This window comes from Gordonia pseudamarae (assembly GCF_025273675.1).
Classification (GTDB): Bacteria; Actinomycetota; Actinomycetes; order Mycobacteriales; family Mycobacteriaceae; genus Gordonia; species Gordonia pseudamarae.
This window is the reverse complement of sequence record NZ_CP045809.1, coordinates 3,003,434-3,025,905: the sequence shown is the minus strand read 5'-3', so window position 1 is coordinate 3,025,905 and position 22,472 is coordinate 3,003,434. Positions and strand designations below refer to the sequence as shown.

At 66.8% G+C, this 22,472-nt stretch carries 18 protein-coding genes; 15 read left to right on the top strand and 3 right to left on the bottom strand.

The genetic code is table 11. The annotated features are described in order from the left end of the window. Positions 1–19 precede the first annotated feature (19 nt). The 7 genes from ftsZ to ileS all read left to right on the top strand — a co-directional run bounded on the left by ftsZ (position 20) and on the right by ileS (position 9,511). The gene (gene ftsZ, locus GII31_RS13265; protein ID WP_213243722.1) at positions 20–1,213 is read left to right on the top strand and encodes a cell division protein FtsZ; all 1,194 of its coding nucleotides are present in this window, start codon (positions 20–22) and stop codon (positions 1,211–1,213) included. 28 nt (positions 1,214–1,241) lie between these two features. Continuing rightward, positions 1,242–1,997 (top strand): peptidoglycan editing factor PgeF, encoded by a 756-nt coding sequence (gene pgeF, locus GII31_RS13260; RefSeq protein ID WP_213243720.1) that lies wholly within the window; start codon positions 1,242–1,244, stop codon positions 1,995–1,997. Between the two features lie 272 nt (positions 1,998–2,269). Continuing rightward, on the top strand, positions 2,270–3,046 hold the full coding sequence (locus GII31_RS13255) for a cell division protein SepF (protein WP_213243718.1): 777 nt from the start codon (positions 2,270–2,272) through the stop codon (positions 3,044–3,046). 183 nt (positions 3,047–3,229) lie between these two features. Further along, positions 3,230–3,550, top strand: coding sequence for a YggT family protein (locus GII31_RS13250; RefSeq protein WP_213243716.1), 321 nt, complete (start codon positions 3,230–3,232; stop codon positions 3,548–3,550). Positions 3,551–3,926: 376 nt separating this feature from the next. Next, the gene (wag31, locus tag GII31_RS13245) at positions 3,927–4,739 is read left to right on the top strand and encodes a DivIVA-like cell division protein Wag31 (protein WP_260839977.1); all 813 of its coding nucleotides are present in this window, start codon (positions 3,927–3,929) and stop codon (positions 4,737–4,739) included. Between the two features lie 27 nt (positions 4,740–4,766). Next, positions 4,767–5,855 (top strand): hypothetical protein, encoded by a 1,089-nt coding sequence (locus GII31_RS13240; RefSeq protein WP_213250919.1) that lies wholly within the window; start codon positions 4,767–4,769, stop codon positions 5,853–5,855. Positions 5,856–6,277: 422 nt separating this feature from the next. After that, a complete protein-coding gene (ileS, locus tag GII31_RS13235; protein ID WP_213243712.1) occupies positions 6,278–9,511 on the top strand; it encodes an isoleucine--tRNA ligase in 3,234 nt (1,077 codons plus the stop codon). Between the two features lie 71 nt (positions 9,512–9,582). On the opposite strand, the gene GII31_RS13230 is transcribed toward ileS, so the two are convergent. Further along, positions 9,583–10,233: a TetR/AcrR family transcriptional regulator gene (locus GII31_RS13230; protein WP_213250363.1), complete on the bottom strand. Its 651-nt coding sequence runs from the start codon at positions 10,231–10,233 to the stop codon at positions 9,583–9,585. A 178-nt stretch (positions 10,234–10,411) separates the two neighbouring features. Here GII31_RS13230 and GII31_RS13225 point away from each other — a divergent pair, with 178 nt between their 5' ends. After that, a complete protein-coding gene (locus GII31_RS13225) occupies positions 10,412–10,867 on the top strand; it encodes a nitroreductase/quinone reductase family protein (RefSeq protein WP_213243710.1) in 456 nt (151 codons plus the stop codon). A 25-nt stretch (positions 10,868–10,892) separates the two neighbouring features. Next, positions 10,893–12,290, top strand: coding sequence for a DNA polymerase IV (locus GII31_RS13220; RefSeq protein ID WP_407649816.1), 1,398 nt, complete (start codon positions 10,893–10,895; stop codon positions 12,288–12,290). A gap of 106 nt (positions 12,291–12,396) precedes the next feature. Here GII31_RS13220 and GII31_RS13215 read toward each other — a convergent pair whose 3' ends face one another. Then, the gene (locus GII31_RS13215; protein WP_213243708.1) at positions 12,397–13,356 is read right to left on the bottom strand and encodes an asparaginase; all 960 of its coding nucleotides are present in this window, start codon (positions 13,354–13,356) and stop codon (positions 12,397–12,399) included. Between the two features lie 288 nt (positions 13,357–13,644). Between GII31_RS13215 and GII31_RS13210 the strand changes: the two genes are divergently transcribed. Further along, the gene (locus tag GII31_RS13210; protein ID WP_322973072.1) at positions 13,645–14,145 is read left to right on the top strand and encodes a hypothetical protein; all 501 of its coding nucleotides are present in this window, start codon (positions 13,645–13,647) and stop codon (positions 14,143–14,145) included. 79 nt (positions 14,146–14,224) lie between these two features. Here GII31_RS13210 and GII31_RS13205 read toward each other — a convergent pair whose 3' ends face one another. After that, a complete protein-coding gene (locus GII31_RS13205) occupies positions 14,225–15,211 on the bottom strand; it encodes a hypothetical protein (RefSeq protein WP_246221866.1) in 987 nt (328 codons plus the stop codon). Positions 15,212–15,313: 102 nt separating this feature from the next. On the opposite strand from GII31_RS13205, the gene lspA reads away from it, so the two are divergent. From lspA to ilvA, 5 genes are all read left to right on the top strand, one after another. Beyond that, positions 15,314–16,093, top strand: coding sequence for a signal peptidase II (lspA, locus tag GII31_RS13200; RefSeq protein ID WP_246221865.1), 780 nt, complete (start codon positions 15,314–15,316; stop codon positions 16,091–16,093). After that, positions 16,086–17,012 (top strand): RluA family pseudouridine synthase, encoded by a 927-nt coding sequence (locus GII31_RS13195; RefSeq protein ID WP_213243704.1) that lies wholly within the window; start codon positions 16,086–16,088, stop codon positions 17,010–17,012. The genes lspA and GII31_RS13195 overlap by 8 nt, the downstream gene beginning before the upstream one ends. Positions 17,013–17,165: 153 nt before the next feature. Further along, positions 17,166–20,714 carry a DNA polymerase III subunit alpha gene (dnaE, locus tag GII31_RS13190; protein ID WP_260839976.1) on the top strand — a complete coding sequence of 1,183 codons (3,549 nt, stop codon included), beginning with the start codon at positions 17,166–17,168 and terminating at the stop codon, positions 20,712–20,714. 96 nt (positions 20,715–20,810) lie between these two features. Further along, positions 20,811–21,032 carry a hypothetical protein gene (locus GII31_RS13185; protein WP_213243700.1) on the top strand — a complete coding sequence of 74 codons (222 nt, stop codon included), beginning with the start codon at positions 20,811–20,813 and terminating at the stop codon, positions 21,030–21,032. A gap of 122 nt (positions 21,033–21,154) precedes the next feature. Then, positions 21,155–22,456 (top strand): threonine ammonia-lyase IlvA, encoded by a 1,302-nt coding sequence (gene ilvA / locus GII31_RS13180; protein ID WP_246222311.1) that lies wholly within the window; start codon positions 21,155–21,157, stop codon positions 22,454–22,456. Positions 22,457–22,472 lie beyond the last annotated feature (16 nt).

Below are 22,472 nucleotides of genomic sequence, written 5' to 3'. Positions count from 1 at the left end.
GATGAGGAAGGCGATGGATATGACGCCACCGCACAACTACCTGGCCGTGATCAAGGTCGTCGGCATCGGCGGCGGCGGCGTCAACGCCGTCAACCGGATGATCGAACAAGGACTCAAAGGAGTCGAGTTCATCGCGATCAACACCGACGCCCAGGCGCTCCTGATGAGCGATGCCGACGTCAAGCTCGACGTCGGCCGTGACTCCACGCGCGGACTCGGCGCGGGTGCCGATCCGGAGGTGGGCCGTCGTGCTGCCGAGGACGCGCGCGACGAGATCGAGGAGCTGCTCAAAGGCGCCGACATGGTGTTTGTGACCGCGGGCGAGGGTGGTGGCACCGGCACGGGCGGTGCGCCCGTCGTGGCCCAGATCGCGCGCAAGCTCGGCGCGCTGACTGTCGGGGTCGTCACCCGACCCTTCTCCTTCGAGGGCAAGCGCCGCGGCAACCAGGCCGAGAACGGCATCGTGGCGCTGCGCGAATCCTGCGACACCCTCATCGTGATCCCCAACGACAGACTGCTCCAGCTCGGCGACGCCCAGGTGACCCTGATGGACGCCTTCCGCAGCGCGGACGAGGTGCTGCTCAACGGCGTTCAGGGCATCACCGATCTGATCACCACCCCGGGTCTGATCAACGTCGACTTCGCCGACGTCAAGGGCGTCATGAGCGATGCCGGCAGCGCGTTGATGGGCATCGGCTCGGCCAGGGGAGAGGACCGGGCCAAGAAGGCCGCCGGATCGGCCATCAACTCGCCGCTGCTGGAGGCATCGATGGAAGGTGCCCGGGGCGTCCTGATCTCGATCGCCGGCGGCAGCGATCTCGGCCTGTTCGAGATCCATAACGCCGCCACGCAGGTGCAGGAGGCCGCGCACGAAGATGCCAACATCATCTTCGGAACGGTCATCGACGACAACCTCGGCGACGAGGTGCGGGTCACCGTGATCGCAGCCGGTTTCGACGGCGGGCCGCGTCAGCGGACCGAGACCCCGGCGGCTCCGGCCAAGGCGGCGACCACCACGGCCACCACGACGCGGACCGGAGTGGTCGGCGCGGGGCAGGCCGGCAGCGTCGGCCGGGCCCCGGCCACCGATCCGCTCTTCGGTAAGGCGCCGACATCCGGCGATCCCTTCAGCACCAACGAGGAGGCACCCCGCGCCAACAGTGTGCGGATCGACGACGACGACGTCGATGTGCCGTCTTTCATGAAGCGCTGAGGCCCGTCCGACCCCGATGATGAACGGCATGTCCGGATCCACCACAGGTGCCAGGTCCGGGAGATCGACTCCCGGACCCGCCACCGTGCGGCGTGTCGTCACCACTCGTGCCGGAGGCGTGTCACGGCCTCCCTACGACTCCTTCAATCTCGGTGACCACGTCGGAGACAATCCGGCGGCGGTCGCGGCCAACAGGCGCAGGCTGGCCGACCACATCGGTCTGCCGCCGTCGTCGATGGTATGGATGGAGCAGATTCACAGCAGGAACGTCACCATCGTCCGCGAGCCGACCGCCTCCGCGGTGCCCGCCACCGACGCCCTGGTGACCACCGCCGCGGGGCTCGCGCTGGTCGTGTTGACCGCCGACTGCGTGCCGGTCCTGCTCAGCGACGACGAGGCGGGTGTGATCGCCGCCGTCCACGCGGGCCGGGTGGGTGCCCGGATCGGCATCATCGGCGAGGTGTTGCGCGCGATGATCGAACTCGGCGCGCGCCCCGATCGTATGGGTGCGCTGCTCGGACCCGCAGCCTCCGGTGCCCGATATGAGGTGCCACTGCCGATGCAGCGCGATGTGGAGGCACATCTGCCGGGCAGCGCCTGCACCACCACCCGCAACACTCCCGGACTCGACATCCGTGCCGGGGTGCACCGGCAACTTCTCGACGCGGGCGTCGGGGCGGTGGCGGTCGATCCGCGGTGCACGATCGCCGATTCCAGCCTCTTCAGTCACCGCGGGGGCGCGCCCACTGGCCGGCTCGCGTCGGTCATCTGGATGGAGGGCTGACGTCGATGAAGGCCGGTCAGCCGCTCTGCCCGATCTGGGCCGGTGATCGTCCTGACCGGCAGTTCCGCTCCCGCGCAACAACAATCGGTGCTGCGACCGCATGTGTCGGGATCGTGAATACCGGATCGAAGATCGTTGGTGATGCCTGCGTGTCGGTCGCCGCTCCGGCGGTGAGACGGCGCTAGTCTCTCATTAATCACATCGGTCACATAAGAACCATCAAGCACTGTGACAACAGCTTCAACTTGTGTCGCGACGATCGGAGACCCGCAATGACCACAATGCAGAAGTTCAAGGCATATTTCGGCATGGTGCCTCCGAGCGAGTACGAAGACGACTACCTCGAAGAGCCCGGCGCGCCCCTGCGTGCCGTTCGTGACCGCGGCTACGACGACTACGACGATTACCGCGACTCCGACTACCGCGACTCCGGATACCGCGACAGCGACTACCGGGAACCCGACTACGCCGACGGCGGCTACCGCGACAGCGGCTACCGCGACGCCGACTACCGCAGCGGCGCATTCGCCGACGGAGCCCGCGGCGCCGACTACGGCTACGATGACGACCGCCGCCACGACGAGCGTGGCTACGACAAGCCCGAATACGCCTATGCCGGAGGACGGCACATCAACGAACCGAACGAGCGCCTGCGCCAGCCCGCGCGCCTCGAACCGCTCCAGCGCAGCGCCTCCGCCACCCTCCGCACCACCAACACCCGCCCCGGCGTCGGTGACCAGCACGAACTCGACCGGATCTTCGCCGACGGGCCACTGCACAAGATCACCACCCTGCGGCCCTCCGACTACAGCGAAGCCCGCACCATCGGCGAACGCTACCGCGACGGCAGCCCGGTCATCATGGACCTGGTCAACATGAGCAACGACGACGCCAAACGACTCGTCGACTTCGCCGCCGGTCTGGCCTTCGCGCTCCGCGGCTCCTTCGACAAGGTCGCCACCAAGGTCTTCCTGCTCTCACCCGCCGACGTCGACGTCACCCCCGAGGACCGGCGCAAGATCGCCGAAACCGGCTTCTACAACCACTGAATTGCTGGTTGGTCTGCTGACAGGCCGGGCCCGTGCATCGTCTTCCCTCGTCGCTCACCGGTCGCAGGCTCCCGCTCGCTCCTCGGTCCGTCGCCCGACCGACCCGCCCGACCGACCCGCCGGAACTCCGCAAAATCGGCACCGCGTTGAGACGTGTACCGACCGATCAGGCAACCTTGTGTTGTGACCACCTTCTATCTGGTTCTCTACTACATCCTGTTCGTGTACTGGCTCCTGCTCCTGGGCCGTCTCGTGGTCGAGCTGGTGCGTTCGTTCGCACGTGAGTGGCGGCCCACCGGAATAACGGTGGTGATCATCGAGGCCGTCTTCACCGCCACCGACCCGCCCATCAAACTTCTCCGGCGGCTGATCCCGCCGATCCCGCTCGGTCCCGTGCGCCTGGACCTCTCGTTGATGATCGTCATGATTGTTGTCATCATCGGGATGCGAATCGCGCAAGGTGCCGCGAACTCGTCCGGGACCGCACTCGCGCTCGTCCTCTGACGTCCTCTGACCGGTGACCGGTCGCCCAATTGCGCGTTCATCGCGACCCACCGAACCCGAAACTGGGCAACTGGCACTATAGATGTCATGATCGAGTCACTATTGTATTTCGAGACTGCATCGATCCGATGTGACAGATGGGGTGGGTGTGACAGTATGGCGCCGGAGTGACAAATTTTGACTGATATGAATTGCTAGTAGTGTCAAACTGTAGGGGTGGCGTTTGGCCGAGGATGTGGACCTGACCGGGTCCCGTTCCTGCGGGTCGCTCACCCGGTGGCCCGGACTCCGATAGCCTGGACCACGAGAACATCGAGATACTTACGAACGAACTCGAGACGACAAGCGGCCTCGAGACGAGAATGAGGGGACCGACATGCGGCTGACACCAGCTGATGTGCATAACGTCGCGTTCAGTAAACCGCCGATCGGTAAACGCGGCTACAACGAGGACGAGGTCGATCAGTTCCTCGATTTCGTCGAGCAGGAACTGGCCCGGCTGATCGAAGAGAACTCCGATCTCAAACAGCGGGTCGAAGAACTCGAAGCCGATCTCGCCGCCGGTGGCGGCGCCGCCGACGACCAGGCGGGCGACGAGCAGACGCAGGTCCTCAAGGTTGCACCCCCGGTACCCACGGAGGTGGCCCCGGTCGCGGCGGCGGCGGCACGGCCCGGCGCCGTCGACCAGGACGCCAGCCTGCGTGCGGCCAAGGTTCTCGCCCTGGCCCAGGACACCGCCGATCGAGTGGCCGGCAGCGCCCGGGCCGAGGCGGACACGCTTCTCGGTGACGCGCGCACGCGGTCGGACACCATGGTCAACGAAGCCCAGGCCAAGGCCGACGCCCTTCTCTCCGATGCCCGTCAGCGCTCCGAGGCCATTCTCGCCGACTCGCAGACCCGATCGGAAACCCAGCTACGCCAGGCGCAGGAACGCGCGGATGCACTGCAGGCCGACGCCGAGCGCAAGCATTCCGAGATCATGGGCACCATCAACCAGCAGCGCACCGTTCTCGAAGGCCGCATCGAACAGCTCAAGACGTTCGAACGCGAATACCGCACCCGCCTCAAGACCTATCTCGAATCGCAGCTCGAGGAGCTCCAGCAGCGGGGTAGCGCAGCACCGGTCGAGAGCGGCTATCCCGCCGAACAGCAGAATTCCGGCGGATACTCCGCGGGTTACACGAACTGACCGGGAGAACAAGGTAAGGCATACATCGTGCTCGCATTGGCACTTGCCGCCACACTGATCGCGTTCGTCCTGCTGATTCTGGGACTGGTGACCGGCACGGTCTGGCTCGCTATCACTTGTATCCTCGTGTGTCTGGGCGGTCTGGGATTCCTGATCGCCGACGTCATCGGATCGGCTCGTCGCGCGCCCTCACGCAGCGTCGAGCAGATGGTCGGGGCATCGGTCGGCGGTCGTCGGGCGGCCTCCACCAGCGCCCTCACCGATGACGGTTCCCTCGACGACGAGGCGGAGGAGGTCGGTGGCACACCCGTGCGTCACCGGCCGGGCGGACCCCGCGGGGCCACCCGCTCGGGCTCGATCCCGGCTCAGCCGCGTTCTGTCGTCGTGCCCACCGCGGCCCCGGCGTGGAACGATGCGGCCGCATCGGGTCCTCGGGCGTTCGCCGACGTCGAAGAACCAGCCGCTCGTGAACCAGGCGTTCGGGCATCGGGGCCGGGGAATGCCTCGACGCAACGCCTCGGGGCACCGACGGCCGGACCATCCGCTGTCGGTGGCGCCGGCCAGGGCTCGATACCGGCCGGCCTGAACGGCCCGGTACTGGGCAAGCAACCGGACGTGGCCGGCTATGGCCAGCCCGCACCGACACCGCCGCGACCGCAGTCCGCGCCCCCGTCGGGTCGGCAGCCCGCACCTTCGCCGGGTCGCCCGGCCGGTGGCTACGACGACTACCTCAGGTCGGTCGGCGGTCTGCCGGAGGCCCCGCCACAACGGCTGGTGCCCCCGCAGAATCCGCAGCCGCACAACCTGCGGCCGACAAGCCCGCAGCAGCAGAACCCGCAGGACGGCCGTACCGACACATGGGGTGGCCAGCCCACGACCGGTGGTGTTCCGCAGCCACCGCGACCGCAGTACCCGGCGCCCGGCGCCCGGCGTGGACAGTTCGGTCCGGTCGACGGTCCGAGCACCAACTCGCAGGAGACCCCACGTCCCTGGTTGCCCTCGGCCGCATCCGAGCAGCCCGGCCGGCCGGACAGTGACACCGCGGGTGCGCCCCCGGTGACCGGTCGTCGTCGCAAGATCGACCCGCTCGATCCGGAGTGGCGTCCTGGTACCTGAACCGGCTGCGGCGACAGCGCCGCAGCAACGAACCCTGACCAGGGAAACCGCCTGAACAGGGAAAACCGATTGTGTAGCGCTGCTCGGCGGCGCTACACTGTCGTTTGCACCGAAGGGCCCGGCACAGGGCACGCAGCGGTGCGCGCGTCGATCCGGCCATCACCGGGGAGCACCTGGAAGAACGGGACCGCCCACCGCAGTCCTCACTAGACCCAGGCGGGTAGCGGCCCGTCACAGCCGCAGGTGTGTGCATCGCCGACCACAGATGCGCAGACCGTGGAGGGGTGTCGCCGTGTGCGACGCAAGCGGGGTGGTACCGCGCCCGGTGTCGGGAGACGACACCGATGCGTCCCCGTGCAAGCACTCTCGCGAAGAGCCGACAACCGATGCGGCACTTCGAGAGTTCGGCACGAGGAGGCACTGTGACAGACACACCCGGGGACAACGCACACCCCCAGCACAACACCGCTGTCGGCGGCGTCGGACGCACCTACCCGCTCGTCGACCTCACCGGCGGAACCGGCCGCACCGCGCCCAGTTTCCCCGACGTCGAAAAGCTCGTCCTGGACTACTGGCAGGCCGACGGCACCTTCGCGGCGTCCATCGACAACCGCGCCGACGCCGACGAGTTCGTGTTCTACGACGGACCGCCGTTCGCCAACGGTCTTCCGCACTACGGTCACCTGCTCACCGGCTATGTCAAGGACGTGGTGCCCCGTTATCAGACGTTGCGCGGCAAGAAGGTCGAGCGCCGCTTCGGCTGGGACACACACGGTCTGCCCGCCGAACTCGAAGCAGAACGGCAACTCGGCATCACCGACAAGTCCGAGATCGAGACGATGGGCGTGGAGAAGTTCAACGACTTCTGCCGCGATTCGGTTCTGCGGTACACCGGCGAATGGCGCAACTACGTGACCCGCCAGGCTCGGTGGGTCGACTTCGACAACGACTACAAGACGCTTGACCTCGACTTCATGGAGTCGGTGATGTGGGCGTTCAAACGCCTGCACGACAAGGGGCTGATCTACCAGGGCTACCGGGTGCTGCCGTACTCCTGGTACGAGCAGACCCCGCTGAGCAACCAGGAATCCAAACTCGACGATGCCTACCGGATGCGGCAGGATCCGGCGCTCACCGTGCGGATGCCAATCGTCGCCCCCGGAAACCCGCTCGACGGTGTGAACGCGCTCATCTGGACCACCACGCCGTGGACCCTGCCGTCCAACCTGGCCGTCGCGGTCCATCCCGACGTCGAGTACGTCCATGTCAAGGCCGCGGACGGCCAGGACTACCTGCTCGCCAAGGCACGGCTGGGGGTGTACGCCAAGGAGTTCGGTGAGGTCACCGAAGTGGCGACCCATCTGGGTCGCGACCTGGAAAACCTCTCGTACACACCGCCGTTCGACTTTTTCGTCGGGCATCCGAACGCGCACCGGGTGCTGTTGGCCGACTACGTCACCACCGACAGCGGTACCGGCGTCGTGCACCTGGCACCCGCGTTCGGTGAAGAGGATATGGACGTGGCCGCCGCCAACGGCATCGAGGTGGTCCAGCCCCTCGACCAGGGTGGCAGGTTCACCTCGCAGGTGCCGCCGTATGACGGCCTGATGGTCTTCGACGCCAACCCGGTCATCATCAAGGACCTCAAAGCCGCAGGAAAGGTGTTGCGGCACGAGACCATCGAGCACTCCTACCCGCACTCGTGGCGGTCGGGACAGCCTCTCATCTACATGGCGGTGCCGTCCTGGTTTGTGGCGGTCACCCCGATCAAGGCGCGCATGCTGGAACTGAACCAGGAGATCACCTGGGCACCCTCGCATATCCGCGACGGCCAGTTCGGCAAATGGCTTGAGGGAGCACGTGACTGGAACATCAGCCGCAACCGGTACTGGGGTGCGCCCATCCCGGTGTGGGTGTCGGACGCCCCCGAGTTCCCGCGCGTGGACGTGTATGGCTCGCTCGATGAGCTCGAACGCGACTTCGGCGTGCGCCCGACCAACCTGCACCGTCCGTACATCGACGAGCTGACTCGACCCAATCCCGATGACCCGTCCGGTCATTCGACGATGCGTCGGGTGCCGGAGGTGCTCGATTGCTGGTTCGAGTCGGGATCGATGCCCTACGCGCAGGTGCACTACCCGTTCGAGAACAAGGGCTGGTTCGACGGGGGGTCGGCAGGGGATGGATCGCACGAAACCGCGCACAATCCAGGTGATTTCATCGTCGAATACAACGGGCAGACCCGCGGCTGGTTCTACAACCTGCACGTGCTGGCCACCGCCCTGTTCGACAGGCCCGCGTTCAAGAGTGTGATCGCGCACGGCATCGTGCTCGGCGACGACGGTCAGAAGATGTCCAAGTCCAAGCGCAACTACCCGGATGTCAACGAGGTCTTCGACCGCGACGGCTCCGACGCGATGCGCTGGTTCCTGATGGCATCGCCGGTGCTGCGCGGCGGTAACCTCATCGTCACCGAACGGGGTATCCGCGAAGGTGTGCGTCAGGCGCTGCTGCCGCTGTGGAATGCCTACAGCTTCCTGCAGCTCTACGCCGACCGTCCGGCCGCCTGGCGCACCGACTCCGAGCATGTGCTCGACCGGTACATCCTGGCCAAGCTCGCCGCCACGCGGGAGACGATGACCGAGGCACTCGACGTGTACGACATCGCCGGTGCGTGCGAGGCGTTCCGCGAGTTCGTCGAGTCGTTGACCAACTGGTATGTGCGCCGGTCGCGGTCGCGGTTCTGGGCCGGGCAGGACACCGAAGGTGACGCCTTCGACACCCTGTACACGGTGCTGGAGGTGGCGTGCCGGCTCGCCTCGCCGCTGCTGCCGCTGGCCACCGAGGCCATCTGGCGGGGCCTGACCGGGGAACGCTCGGTGCACCTGACGGATTGGCCGTCTGCCGACGAGGTGCCCGCCGACGCGGATTTGGTGGCCGCGATGGACGAGGTGCAGGCGGTGTGTTCCACGGCGTCGAGTGTGCGCAAGGCAAACAAACTGCGCGTGCGCCTGCCGCTGCCCGGACTGACCGTGGCATCGCCCACCGCCGAGCGGTTGCGTCCGTTCACCGATCTGATCGCCGACGAGATGAACGTCAAGTCGGTGACCCTGGCGACCGACGCCGACAGGTTCGGCCGGTACGAGCTGACCGTCAACGCCCGGGCCGCCGGACCGCGTCTGGGCAAGCAGGTGCAGCAGGTGATCAAGGCGGTCAAGGCCGGGAACTGGTCGGTACGAACAGAACCGGACGGCACCGAGGTGGTATCGGCGGGTGGCGTCGACCTGGTCGAGGGCGAGTTTTCCCGCAAACTCGTCGCGGTCGAACCGGATTCGACGGCGGAGTTGCCGGGCGGCGGCGGTCTGGTGGTGCTCGACACCGCAGTCACCGAGGAACTGGAGGCCGAGGGGTGGGCGAAGGATCGGGTACGTGAGCTCCAGGATGCCCGTCGCTCACTGGGTCTCGATGTCTCCGACCGCATCGAGGTGCGGCTGGTGGTGCCCGCCGAACGGCTCGAGTGGGCACAGCGGCACGCCGGGCTGATCGCCGGCGAGGTCCTCGCCGTCGTCTTCGACGTGGTATCCGCCGAATCGGATTCCGGTGCCATCGAACTCGGTGACGGCGTCACCGCCGACATCACCAAGGCCGACGCCTGACAGGTGCGCCTGTTCGGGCAGCGGTGCCGCAGTGGGGCTTTCCCCCGGCGGCACCGCTGCCTCGTCCTCAGCTACCGCAGAATCCGGGACAGCAGGAGGCAGATCTGCGCGTCGAACAACGTCTCCGGGTGCCGGAACGTATCGGTTCCGTACTGCCCGAACACTTCCAGGCTGACCGCTCCGATCAGGATGGCCCACAGTGCCGATCCGGCGGCGACCACCGGATCGGGCAATTCGAGGTCGAATTCGTCCCGGATCACATCGAGATCCACCGACAGTTCGGTGGACGCGGCCGGTAGATCCTCGGACACCAGCCCGCGTTCATACGCGCCGCCGAGCTCACGTAACAGGGTCGCGACCACCCGCGTGCCGGGGAGTACGGTTCGTTCGGCGGGCGCCGCGTAGCCGGGCACCGGGCTGCCGTACAGTAGGGCCCAGCGCGCCGGATCATCGACGGCCCAGAGTCGTACCGCCGTCGCCACAGTCAAGAGCCGCGCCCGCGGATCGTCGCGGACCTGCGTGAGCGCCGCGTCGACGGTGTCGGCGAGGTCGGTGTACCCGTCCACCAGCAATAGGGTGAGCAGATCGTCCCGGCTGGGCACGTATCGGTACACCGCCGACGACACGATGCCCAATTCCCGGGCGATCGCCCGCAGCGACAGTCCCGCCGCTCCGTGTGTGCGCAGGTGGCTGCGGCCGAGGTCACGGATCTGCCGTTCCATCGCCTCCCGGTTGGCCGCCCGGCCGCGGCCGGGCTTCGGCGTGTCGTTCGTGGTCACTTCCCGATCATGCCAGAAACGAGAGCGGTGCTCTTGCAATTGCCGGAGTCGGGGCGCACACTCATAGCGAGAGCAGCGCTCTCGAACATCCCGAACCGGATCAGCACCTGAGGAGGACCGCATGAACACCGCCGCCCACTACGTCCCGCCGACCCGAACCGACCGAGTCTTCAATGCCGTCGTCGGCCGGCTCGCCGCGTTCGGCATCAACCTCGCCGGTGCCCGGACGCTGACCGTCACCGGGCGGACAACCGGACGGCCACAACAGATCCCGGTGAATCCACTGACATTTGACGGCGCCGAGTACCTGGTCGCCGTCCGCGGCGAGACGCAGTGGGTCCGCAACGTGCGAGCCACCCCGATGGCCCAACTGGGCCGGGGGCGCACGGTGCGCCACATTGTGCTGACCGAAACTCCGGTGGCCGACCGCGCCCCGATTATCGAGGCATACCTCGGCAAGTGGGGCTGGGAGGTGGGCCGGTTCCTGCCCGACGGTCTGGCCCCTGGTGCGACGGTCGACGAGATCGCCGCCCACGCCCACAAACTCCCCGTGTTCATCGTGTGCCCCGCCGACTGACGGGGGACCGACCCCGCACCGAATCATGCGTGCACCGAACTACGATGGCGCTGTGCCCTATTCATCCGATGACGAACGCGGCGCGCGCTGGGTGATGCACCTGGACATGGATGCGTTCTTCGCCTCCGTCGAACAGTTGACCCGCCCGACGCTGCGCGGACGCCCGGTTCTGGTCGGCGGGCTCGGCGGTCGGGGAGTGGTCGCCGGGGCGAGCTACGAGGCGCGCGCGTTCGGTGCCCGTTCGGCGATGCCGATGCATCAGGCCCGGCGCCTGATAGGGGCGGGCGCGGTGGTCCTGCCGCCGCGCGGGTCGGTGTACCGCAAGGCCAGCGAGCGTACATTTTCTATTGTGCGCGAGGCGATTCCGGTGATAGAGATGCTCTCATTCGACGAGGCGTTCGGCGAGCCGGTCGAACTGGTCGGCGCTTCGGTCGCCGAGGCCACCGCGTTCGCCGAGACCATCCGCACCCGGATCAGGTCCGACACGGGCCTGACCGCGTCGGTGGGATTCGGCAGCGGTAAGCAGATCGCCAAGATCGCCTCCGGCATGGCCAAACCCGACGGCGTACTGGCTTTGGCACCGAGCGCCGAACTCGGCTTCCTGCACGCACTCCCGGTTCGCAAACTGTGGGGGATCGGCCCGGTGTCGGGGGACAAGCTGACCCGGCTCGGCGTCGACACCATCGGCGACTTCGCCGCGCTCTCCGATCTGGAGGTGTCCTCGGTTCTGGGCGTCACCCTCGGTCCTACGCTGCACCGCCTCGCCCAGGGCATCGACGACCGGCCGGTTGCCGAACGCGCCTCCGCCAAACAGATCAGTGCCGAATCGACGTTCCCGGAAGACATCACGGTGCTGTCGGGACTGCGGGCCGCCCTTTCCAGAGCTGCCGCCGACGCTCATCGCAGACTGCTCGCCGACGGCCGCGGCGCCCGCACCGTGGTGCTCAAACTCAAACGCGCCGACATGTCGATTCTCACGCGGTCGGCAACCCTCGGATCGGGCACCACCGACCTCGACGTCCTGACCGCGACAGCCCAGCGTCTGGCCCTCGACCCGGTGGAGATCGGCCCGATCCGCCTGGTCGGCGTGAGCTTTTCGGGTCTCACCGACACCGAGCAATACGCCCTGTTCGACGACCTCACCACCCCGGCCGGTCCGGAGGCGTCCACCACGGCAACCGAACCGGTATCCGAAGGGGTGGTGAGTGTGCAGAAGGGCGATCCGGGCACGACCGAATGGGTGACGGGCGCCGATGTCGTCCACGCCGAACACGGCCACGGCTGGGTGCAGGGCGCCGGCCACGGCGTCGTCACGGTCCGCTTCGAAACCAGCGCAACCGGCCCCGGCCGCGCCGTCACCTTCTCGTCCGCCACCTCCGAACTTCGCCGGGCCGACCCGCTCGACAGCCTGGTGTGGGTGTAGGTCCGATCGGGTTTGTGCGCGCCTCTCGGTCGCGGAACCAATGGACCACGTGGCGGTCGAACGTATTCGACCCACTCCGATGCCGTTGTGCCGGACGGCGGCCCGGCTACTCCGGGTCACTGGCCCGGAAGAACTCGGCAATGTCGGCGGCGTCGTAGCCGGCGCCCAGCAGTACGGCCAGGGCGATGCGGGCCTGCGGCGCACGGAGCCAGCGGGAGATGATGGCGCCGGCCCGTTCGAGATCGACGGCGCCACCGCCACCGCCGTAGGTGGGGACGATGGGGCCGTACGGGACGCGACTGGTCACCACCACCACCACGCCGTCGTGGACGGCCCGGGCCACCTGTGCGGTCACATCGGGGTGGGTGTTGCCCGAACCTGTTGCGGCGAGCACGATTCCGGCGGCGTTCTGCGAAACGGCCGCGGCGATGATGCCGGGCGACACCCCCGGATACAGTGTGAAGGCGTCGACCCGCGCGTGACCCACCGCGGCCACGTCGGCCTCCACCAGCGGCCGCGGCAGATCGGGATGGGCGGTGTCGAAGGCGATCGGATTGTCGGTGGACACCTTGAAGATGCCTCGGGCCGACCACATCCGGCCGCCGAGGACCACCAGGGTGCCTTTGCCCCGCGAGGACGGGTCGGCCGCCACCCGCAGCGCGTCCTCGATATTGCGTGGCCCGTCGGCCTCGGGCGTGTCGGCCGGAAACTGGGCACCGGTGAACACCACGGGCCGTTCGTCGGCGTGGAACAGGTCGGCGAGGTAGGCGGTCTCCTCCATCGTGTCGGTCCCGTGCGTCACCACGACGGCGGTCACGGCCGGGTCCGAGAGCGCGGCACCGATCGCCCCGACGATGGCGAACCGGTCGGCCGAGGTCATCGCCGAACTGTCCACCGACATCAGGTCGACGGGCGAGACGGCGATGTCGGGCAGGGGTTCGCCGTGCGGCGCGGACAGGTCCGGCACAAGATCGGCGGCGGCGAGTGCGGGGACCGCGCCGTCTGCGGTGGTGGTGGCGGCCACGGTGCCGCCGGTGGTGAGCAAGACGATCGTCGACGCTGCCATGAATCCACCCTGTCGGCTGCGGGCGGCGCCGTCAACAGCAACCCGGACGATCGGGATACACCGAAGCAACCCGGACGATCGGGATACACCGACCTTCGGTGGTGCCGTTCACTCCTTCAGATACCCTCAGCATCGTTTGGCATAGTGGTGTGAGCTCAGGAGCCGGGGGACAGTCGCTGACGGCTGGCTGCCCCGCCCGTGCCGCAACGATCGAAGGACAGTGAGGGAGATTCGGTGAAGTATCCGAAGTTGATTACGGCAGCAGTCATTGCGGGATCCATAGCGTTGGTGTCAACCGGTTGTGGTTCCGACGACGATGACGCGCCACTGCCCACCACGACCGCGGCCCAGACGTCGGCGTCGACTGACACGAGCGGCACCGACGCCGGTGGTTCCGATGCCGGCGACGTGACCGATGCCACCGTGAAGCCGTCGGTCGCGACTCTGAACACGATGCTCTCGACGGCGCTGGACCCCGACGTCGACAGCTCCGAGAAGGTCGACCTGGTCGAGGGCGGTGAGAAGGATCCGGCCATCTTCGACGCGCTGGTCAAGCTCGTCGAGGAGAACCCCGACGTCACCTACAAGATCGTGCCGCCGGTGACTTCGGCCGGACCCAACAAGGCCACCGTCAAGGTGCAGGTGAAGCTGCCCGACAACCCGGCCACCAAGATCGACGCGGGCATCACCTATATCGACGGCCGCTGGAAGCTGGCGCAGTCCACCGTGTGCGGTCTGGTCGGCATGAGCGGGGACGTCACCACAAAACTCTGCCCGGCAGCGAGCTGATCAGGGTCTTCGAATAGCCGCGACCCCGGCAGTGGTGGGTCGCATGGGCCGCCGTCGAACCGGTGGGTACACCGAGCGATCAGCGTGCCCGCCAGTTCACGGTGGCCCCCGTGCGTTGCACGATGGGCGCCGACTCGTCTGAGCCGACCAGTTCGCGCGCCCCGGTGAGGGTGAGGGCGGCGTGGTCGGGCAGGGCGCGCCCGAGATCGACGGTGACCGTCCCGGTGCCCTCGTTGGAGTAGCGCCGCAGCGTGATGGTCTCGCTGGTGCCCGGGACCGCGAACACCGAGTTGATCGGCGTCTCCTCCAGGGTCACGCCGAGCACCACCCGGTTTCCCGTCCACGATGTCAGCGTGATCGTCATCACCTGCGTGACGGTCACCGCCCCGCTGATCGAACGCTGTGAGGTCCACACCGCACCGACCCCGACGGGCACGGTGGGCAGTGCGACCGACACCTGCAAGGCCTGCACCAGTGACTGCTCGATGGCGTGCCGGGCCTCGGGCCCCGACGACCCGGTGGGCAGCAGACGCAACGAGATGGGCATGATGCCCGGGCCGACGGCCATCCCGGCCCGGCCGCCTTCGGCTTCGGCGAGTTGTTCGTCGAGTGTTGGATCGGGTGAGGTCGGTGTCGCCAGCGTCATCTCGACGTCGGTGGAGTCCTGACAGCCGAATCGGGCGGTCAGTGGAATGTTGACGGTCTGGCGGCGATCGTCGATCCCGTCCTGGACGGTCCGCGACACGGCGGTGGAGGTGACCGACACCGTGGTGGTCTGTGGGGTGGCGCGCTCGGGGGCGGCCGCCGGAATCTTCCGGGGCTGTGCTCCGGGGTCGGTGACGGTGATCTTGGCCGGTGCGACCGGGATCGGATCGACGTCGGAGCGGCCGGAGGTCGATTCGGCGGCGCAGCCGGTGGCCGAGGTTTCGGTCGCGGCGGTGTCGTCGTCCTCGTCCGAGCCGCACGCGGAGAGCGCGAGGGTCAGCGCACACGCGGTGGCGGCCGCGATCGCCGGCACGGCCGCCCGCCGACGGGTCCGTGCGGCGGGCGCGTCGGTGGCTGACACGGAACGGAGCGACACACGCGCAATCGGGGGCACGGGGCCAGACTATTGCAGGACTACACTATTGCAGGACTACGGGATGATGGACAGGTGGATGAGGACCCGATGAGCGAATCGCCCGGTAGCCCGGCCAGAGAAGCGGCGCCCAAGCTCGAAGCGCCCAGACAAGACGCACCCGGTGACACCGACACCGACACCGGCGGCATCGACGACAACAGCACCGACGACAACAGCACCGACGACAACAGCACCGACGACAACAACACCGGCTACAACAGCACCGACGACAACGACACCGGCTACAACAGCACCGACGACGGCGGGAGCACCGACGGCGGTCGCGCCCGGCGCACCCTGGCGATGCTGGCGGCCATCGCGCTGACCGTCATCGGTCTCGACCAGGTGACCAAGGCGCTGGCGGTGGCCAACATCGACCCGCGCGATCCGATCAGGGTTGTCGGCGACACCGTCACACTGACCCTGGTCCGCAATAGCGGCGCCGCCTTCTCGATGGCCACCGGCTACACCTGGGTGCTTACCCTCGTCGCGCTCGTGGTGGTCATCGGCATCCTGCGGTACGCCTCCCGACTGGTCTCGACGTGGTGGATCGTCGGCATCGCGCTCGTCCTGGGCGGCGCGATCGGCAACCTCATCGACCGCATGCTGCGCTCTCCGGGCCCGCTGCGCGGTCACGTCGTCGATTTCGTGTCGGTCGGCTGGTGGCCGGTGTTCAATGTTGCGGACTCGGCCGTCGTGTGCGGTGCGATCCTACTGGTGGTGCTGTCGCTGCTGGGCTACGAGTACGACGGATCGCGCACCGGATTCGCCGCCCGTGGCCTGTCGGAAACCGGTACCCATGCCGAGAACGGTGAGAACGATGCGTGAGTCCCGGATGTTGCCCGTCCCCGACGGGGTCGACGGGATGCGGGTGGACGCCGGTCTGGCCCGCATCCTGGGTCTGTCGCGTACCGTCACCGCAGGTCTGGCCGACGCCGGTGATGTGACCGTCGACGGCGTGGAGGTGGGCAAATCGCACAAGCTGGCCGCGGGGTCGCTGTTGCATGTGGTGTTGCCGGCGCCCGCCGAACCGCTGCGCGTCGAGCCGACCCCGGTCGAGGATCTCGATGTCATCTACCACGACTCGGACATCGTGGTCGTCGACAAACCGGTCGGCGTCGCCGCGCATCCGTCTCTGGGCTGGAGCGGGCCGACGGTTATCGGTGCGCTGGAGGCCGCGGGCTTCCGCATCTCCACCTCCGGCGCCCACGAACGGCAGGGGATCGTGCACCGCCTCGACGTCGGCACCTCCGGTGTGATGGTGGTCGCCGTCTCCGAACGCGCGTACACACTGCTCAAACGGGCGTTCAAACAGCGCACCGTCGACAAGGGCTATCACGCCGTGGTGCAGGGGCACCTCGATCCGCCGATCGGCACCATCGACGCCCCGATCGGCCGTCACCGCGGCAACGACTGGAAGTTCGCGGTCACCGCGAGCGGCAAGCCCAGCATCACCCACTACGAGACGCTGGAGATGTTCGCCTCAGCGTCGCTGCTCGACGTGCATCTGGAGACCGGGCGCACCCATCAGATCCGGGTGCACTTCTCGGCCCTGCACCACCCGTGCTGCGGCGATCCCACCTACGGTGCCGACCCGACGCTGGCCGCCAGACTCGGCCTCGAACGGCAGTGGCTGCACGCCAAGACCCTCGGCTTCGCCCATCCCGCCGACGGCCGCCGCGTCGAGTTCAGCAGCGACTATCCCGACGACCTGCAGCACGCCCTCGACGTTCTGCGCGGCAGTTGAATCGCGTCCCGGCCGTGGGCGATCGCATGTCCACCCAGCCCCAACCATCACCCTGGCGTGCCCGTCGTGCGATGTCGCAGCAGGCGCCTAGAGTGGGTGAAGCCCCGACGCACGACCGCGTGCGGTACCCGACTGGTGAGGTGACCTGACTCCGTGACCGATTCCTTCGTTCACCTGCATAATCACACCGAGTATTCGATGCTCGACGGGGCGGCCAAGGTGTCGCCGTTGTTCGCCGAGGCCACGCGGTTGGGGATGTCGGCGATCGGGATGACCGATCACGGCAATATGTTCGGGGCGTCGGAGTTCTACAATTCGGCGGTCAAACATGATGTGAAGCCGATCATCGGGATCGAGGCGTACATCGCGCCGGGTTCGCGGTTCGACACCAAACGGGTGTTGTGGGGTACCCGCGATCAGAAGTCCGATGACGTGTCGGGTTCGGGTGCCTACACCCATATGACGATGGTCGCGGCCAATGCGACGGGTCTGCGGAATCTGTTTCAGCTCTCCTCGTTGGCCTCGATCGAGGGCCAACTCGGCAAGTGGGCGCGGATGGATGAGGATCTGATCGCCGCCCACGCCGAGGGGATCATCGCCACGACGGGGTGTCCGTCGGGTGAGGTGCAGACCCGGCTGCGCCTGGGCCATGACCGCGAAGCTCTCGAAGCCGCCGCGAAGTGGCAGGAGATCTTCGGGCCCGAGAACTTCTATCTGGAGTTGATGGAACACGGTATCGAGATCGAATCGCGGGTGCGTGAGGGTCTGCTCGATGTCGGCCGCAAACTCGGCATCAAACCCCTTGCGACCAATGACTGCCACTACGTGACCCGGGAGCACGCCTCCTCGCACGAGGCGTTGCTGTGTGTGCAGACCGGTAAGACGCTGTCGGATCCCACCCGGTTCAAGTTCGACGGTGACGGTTACTACCTCAAGTCGGCGCAGGAGATGCGGGAGTTGTGGGACTCCCAGGTGCCGGGGGCGTGTGATTCGACGTTGGAGATCGGTGAGCGTGTCGAATCCTATAAGGATGTGTTCACTCATCGGGATCGGATGCCGATCTTCCCGGTTCCGGACGGCTATACGCAGGAATCGTGGCTGAGCCGGGAGGTGTTCGCGGGGCTGGAGCAGCGCCGGTTCGCCGGGCGCAGTGTGCCGCAAGAGTACTTGGATCGTGCCGAGTACGAGTTGCGGGTGATCAACCAGATGGGGTTCCCCGCCTACTTCCTGGTGGTCGGTGACCTGATCCGGCATGCCCTGGAGGTGGGGATCCGGGTGGGTCCGGGTCGTGGTTCGGCTGCTGGGTCGTTGGTGGCGTGGGCGTTGGGTATCACCAATATCGATCCGATTCCGCATGGTCTGCTGTTCGAGCGGTTCCTCAACCCCGAGCGGGTGTCGATGCCCGATATCGATATCGACTTCGACGATCGTCGCCGCGGTGAGATGGTGCGTTATGCCACCGATCGGTGGGGTTCTGACAAGGTCGCCCAGGTGATCACGTTCGGCACGATCAAAACGAAGGCGGCGATCAAGGATTCGGCGCGGGTTCAGTTCGGGCAGCCGGGTTTTGCTATCGCGGACAAGATCACCAAGGCGTTGCCGCCGCCGATCATGGCCAAGGACATTCCGGTGTGGGGTATCACCGACCCCGATCATGAGCGGTTCTCCGAGGCAGCCGAGGTGCGGACGCTGATCGAGACCGACCCGGATGTGAAGAAGATCTACGACACCGCGCTCGGGCTGGAAGGTCTGATCCGTAACGCGGGTGTGCACGCGTGTGCGGTGATCATGTCGTCCGAGCCGCTCACCGATGCGATTCCGGTGTGGAAGCGGGCCCAGGACGGTGCGATCATCACCGGCTGGGACTACCCCTCGTGTGAGGCCATCGGTCTGTTGAAGATGGACTTCTTGGGTCTGCGGAACCTGACGGTGATCGGTGACGCGCTGGAGAACATCAAACTCAACCGCGGAATCGACCTGGACCTCGACAAGCTGCCCCTTGAGGACGACAAAACCTACGAACTCCTCGCCCGCGGCGATACCCTCGGCGTCTTCCAGCTCGACGGTGCGGCTATGCGTGATCTTCTGAAACTGATGCAACCCACCGGTTTCGAGGATATCGTCGCCGTCCTCGCGCTGTACCGGCCCGGGCCGATGGGTGTGAACGCCCACACCGACTACGCCAAACGCAAGAACGGCCTGCAGGACATCAAGCCGATCCACCCCGAACTCGAAGAACCGCTCCGGGAGATCCTCTCCGAGACGTTCGGCCTGATCGTCTACCAGGAGCAGATCATGCAGATCGCGCAGAAGGTCGCCGGGTATTCGCTCGGCCAGGCTGACCTGCTTCGTCGCGCGATGGGCAAGAAGAAGAAGGAGATTCTCGACGAGGCGTACGGCGGATTCGCCGACGGCATGCGCGGCAACGGATTCTCCCAGGCTGCGATCACCGCGCTGTGGGATACGGTGCTGCCCTTCGCCGGCTACGCGTTCAACAAGTCGCACGCCGCCGGATACGGCCTGGTTTCGTTCTGGACCGCCTACCTCAAGGCCAACTATCCGGCCGAGTACATGGCGGGTCTGCTGACCTCGGTCGGCGACGACAAGGACAAGGCCGCGATCTATCTCGCCGACTGCCGCAAGCTCGGAATCACCGTGCTGCCACCGGATGTCAACGAATCCCAGCGCAACTTCGCCGCCGTCGGCGCCGACATCCGGTTCGGTCTCGCCGCGATCCGCAACGTCGGCACCGGTGTGGTGTCGTCAATCCTGTCCGCCCGCGAGGAGAAGGGGAAATACACGAGTTTCTCCGACTACCTCAACAAGATCGACGTGGTGGCCTGCAACAAGAAGGTCACCGAATCACTGGTGAAGGCGGGTGCCTTCGACTCGCTGGGTCATCCGCGCAAGGGTCTGTTCCTGGTTCACAGTGACGCCATCGAATCGGTTCTCGGCACCAAGAAGGCCGAGGCCGTCGGGCAGTTCGATCTGTTCGGCGACGCCGGCGGCGGCGCCGATGATTCGATGGCCGATGTGTTCGCGGTCAAGGTGCCCGATGAGGAATGGGACACCAAACACAAGCTGGCCCTCGAGCGGGAGATGCTCGGGCTGTACGTGTCCGGCCATCCGCTCGCGGGTGTCGAGCACGCCATCGCCCAGCACACCGACACCTCGATCACCTCGCTGCTGGAAGGCAACATTTCCGACGGCGCGCAGATCACCATCGGTGGCATCATCTCGTCGGTCACCCGCCGCGTGAACAAGAAGGGCGAGCCGTGGGCGGCTGTCACCCTTGAGGACATGGTCGGCGGTGTGGAGGTGTACTTCTTCCCGCGTGCCTTCCAGACGTACGGGCTCGACATCGTCGCCGACAACATCGTGCTCATCAAGGCGCGCGTCAACATGCGTGACGACTCCATGATGATCAGCGCCAACGACCTGGTCGTACCCGACCTGGCCACTGCCGGAGCCACCAAACCGGTCAGTCTCACCCTGCCTGCCCGCATATGTACCCCCGACCGGGTGCAACAGCTCAAACAGGTCCTCACCAGGCATCCCGGTATGGCCGATGTGCATGTCACCCTCGTCAGCGATCAGCGGCAGACCCTGCTGCGATTGACCGAGAGCCTGCGGGTCACGCCCAGTTCGGCACTGATGGGCGATTTGAAGGCGCTGTTGGGACCGAGCTGCCTCACTTCCTAGCGAGGTGCCTGCGGTTTCAGTCACACCTGTCCAGAAAGTTCGGCTAACCGAAGATTTGTGTCCTAGAATGATGGGACCCGATTCTGGAGGCCCGCCATGACCACGATCATCGAGGTGATCGATACCGCCCGGAGTCCTCGCGTGTACGAGACCGTCGACATCGCGGGCGTGGCGTGGCCGGTGTATAAGGTGCGTGCGCTGGTCGTGGCCGTGATCGCCGCGCTGATCGCGTTCGTGCTCACCGGATCGGGCGAGGTCACCATGTGGGCCTCGGCCCTGTCCCTCACCACCCTCTGGTGGGTCGGCCGCCGCACCTGATCCCGCCCCCTGCCGCCCACCCGCACACCGACGGTGAGACCATGTAACCCGTGAGTGTGCAGCGATCGGCAGACGTCGACCTTTCGTCGGCATTGGGTGTGGCGAACGTGGAAGCGGCCGCGATGCGAATCGCCGGCGCGGTGGCCCGCACACCGCTGGAGGCCTGCCCACGCCTGAGCGCCGACACCGGTGCGCAGGTCTATCTCAAACGCGAGGATCTGCAGACGGTGCGGTCCTACAAGATCCGCGGCGCGTACAACGTGATGGCCCAGCTGTCCGAGGAGGAACTGGCCAAAGGCGTCGTCGCTGCGAGTGCCGGCAACCATGCCCAGGGCGTCGCGTACGCCTGTCGGTCGATGAAGGTGCGTGGCCGGATCTACGTCCCTACCACCACCCCTAAACAGAAGCGCGACAGAATCCGCTGGCACGGCGGTGAATTCGTCGAATTACTGGCGGTCGGCGACACCTACGATGCCGCCGCCGCGGCGGCGCAGGCCGATGTGATGAGCTCGGGCACCACCTGGATTCATGCATTCGACGATGTCCGCACCGCGGCGGGGCAGGGCACGATTGCCCTTGAGATCGTCAAACAGCTCGGCAGGGTTCCCGACTACGTGATCACCCCGGTCGGTGGCGGCGGGTGCCTGGCCGGTATCGCCTCGTACCTGCGCACGATCAGCGACGAGGTGACGATCGTCGGCGTCGAGCCGACCGGCGCGGTGTCGCTGGCGGCGGCGCTGGCCACCGGCGGCCCGTACACGCTCGAGACGATCGACTCGTTCGTCGACGGCGCCGCGGTCAAACGCATCGGCAGTCTGGGCTACCGGGTGATGTCGGGGATGGGGGCCGCGGTCAGCGAGCATCCGGTCCTCGACGCGATCGGCATCACCTCCGGAGTCGAGGTGAAGCCGGCCGGTCCGGTGACACTGGCGGCCGGTGCGGCGTATGTCACCCACGTCGATGAGGGTGCGATCTGTTCGGCGATGCTCGACCTGTACCAGCACGAGGGCATCATCGCCGAACCCGCGGGTGCCCTGGCGGTGACAGGACTGAGTGAGATCAACATCCCGGCGGGCGCCACCGTCGTGTGCCTGGTGTCCGGCGGCAACAACGACATCTCCCGCTACGGCGAGATCATCGAACGTTCCCTGGTCCATCAGGGGCTGAAACACTATTTCCTGGTGCATTTCCCGCAGGAACCGGGTGCGTTGCGCCGTTTCCTCGACGAGGTACTCGGCCCCGACGACGACGTCACCCTGTTTGAGTACGTCAAACGCAACAACCGCGAGACAGGGGCGGCTCTGGTGGGTATCCAGCTCGGCGAACCCGCCGGGCTGGCAGGTGTGATGGACCGGATGTCGCGTTCCCGGCTGAACTGCGAACGCCTCGAACCCGGCACCCCCGCCTACGACTACCTCACCTGATAAGTGAGGATAAGCG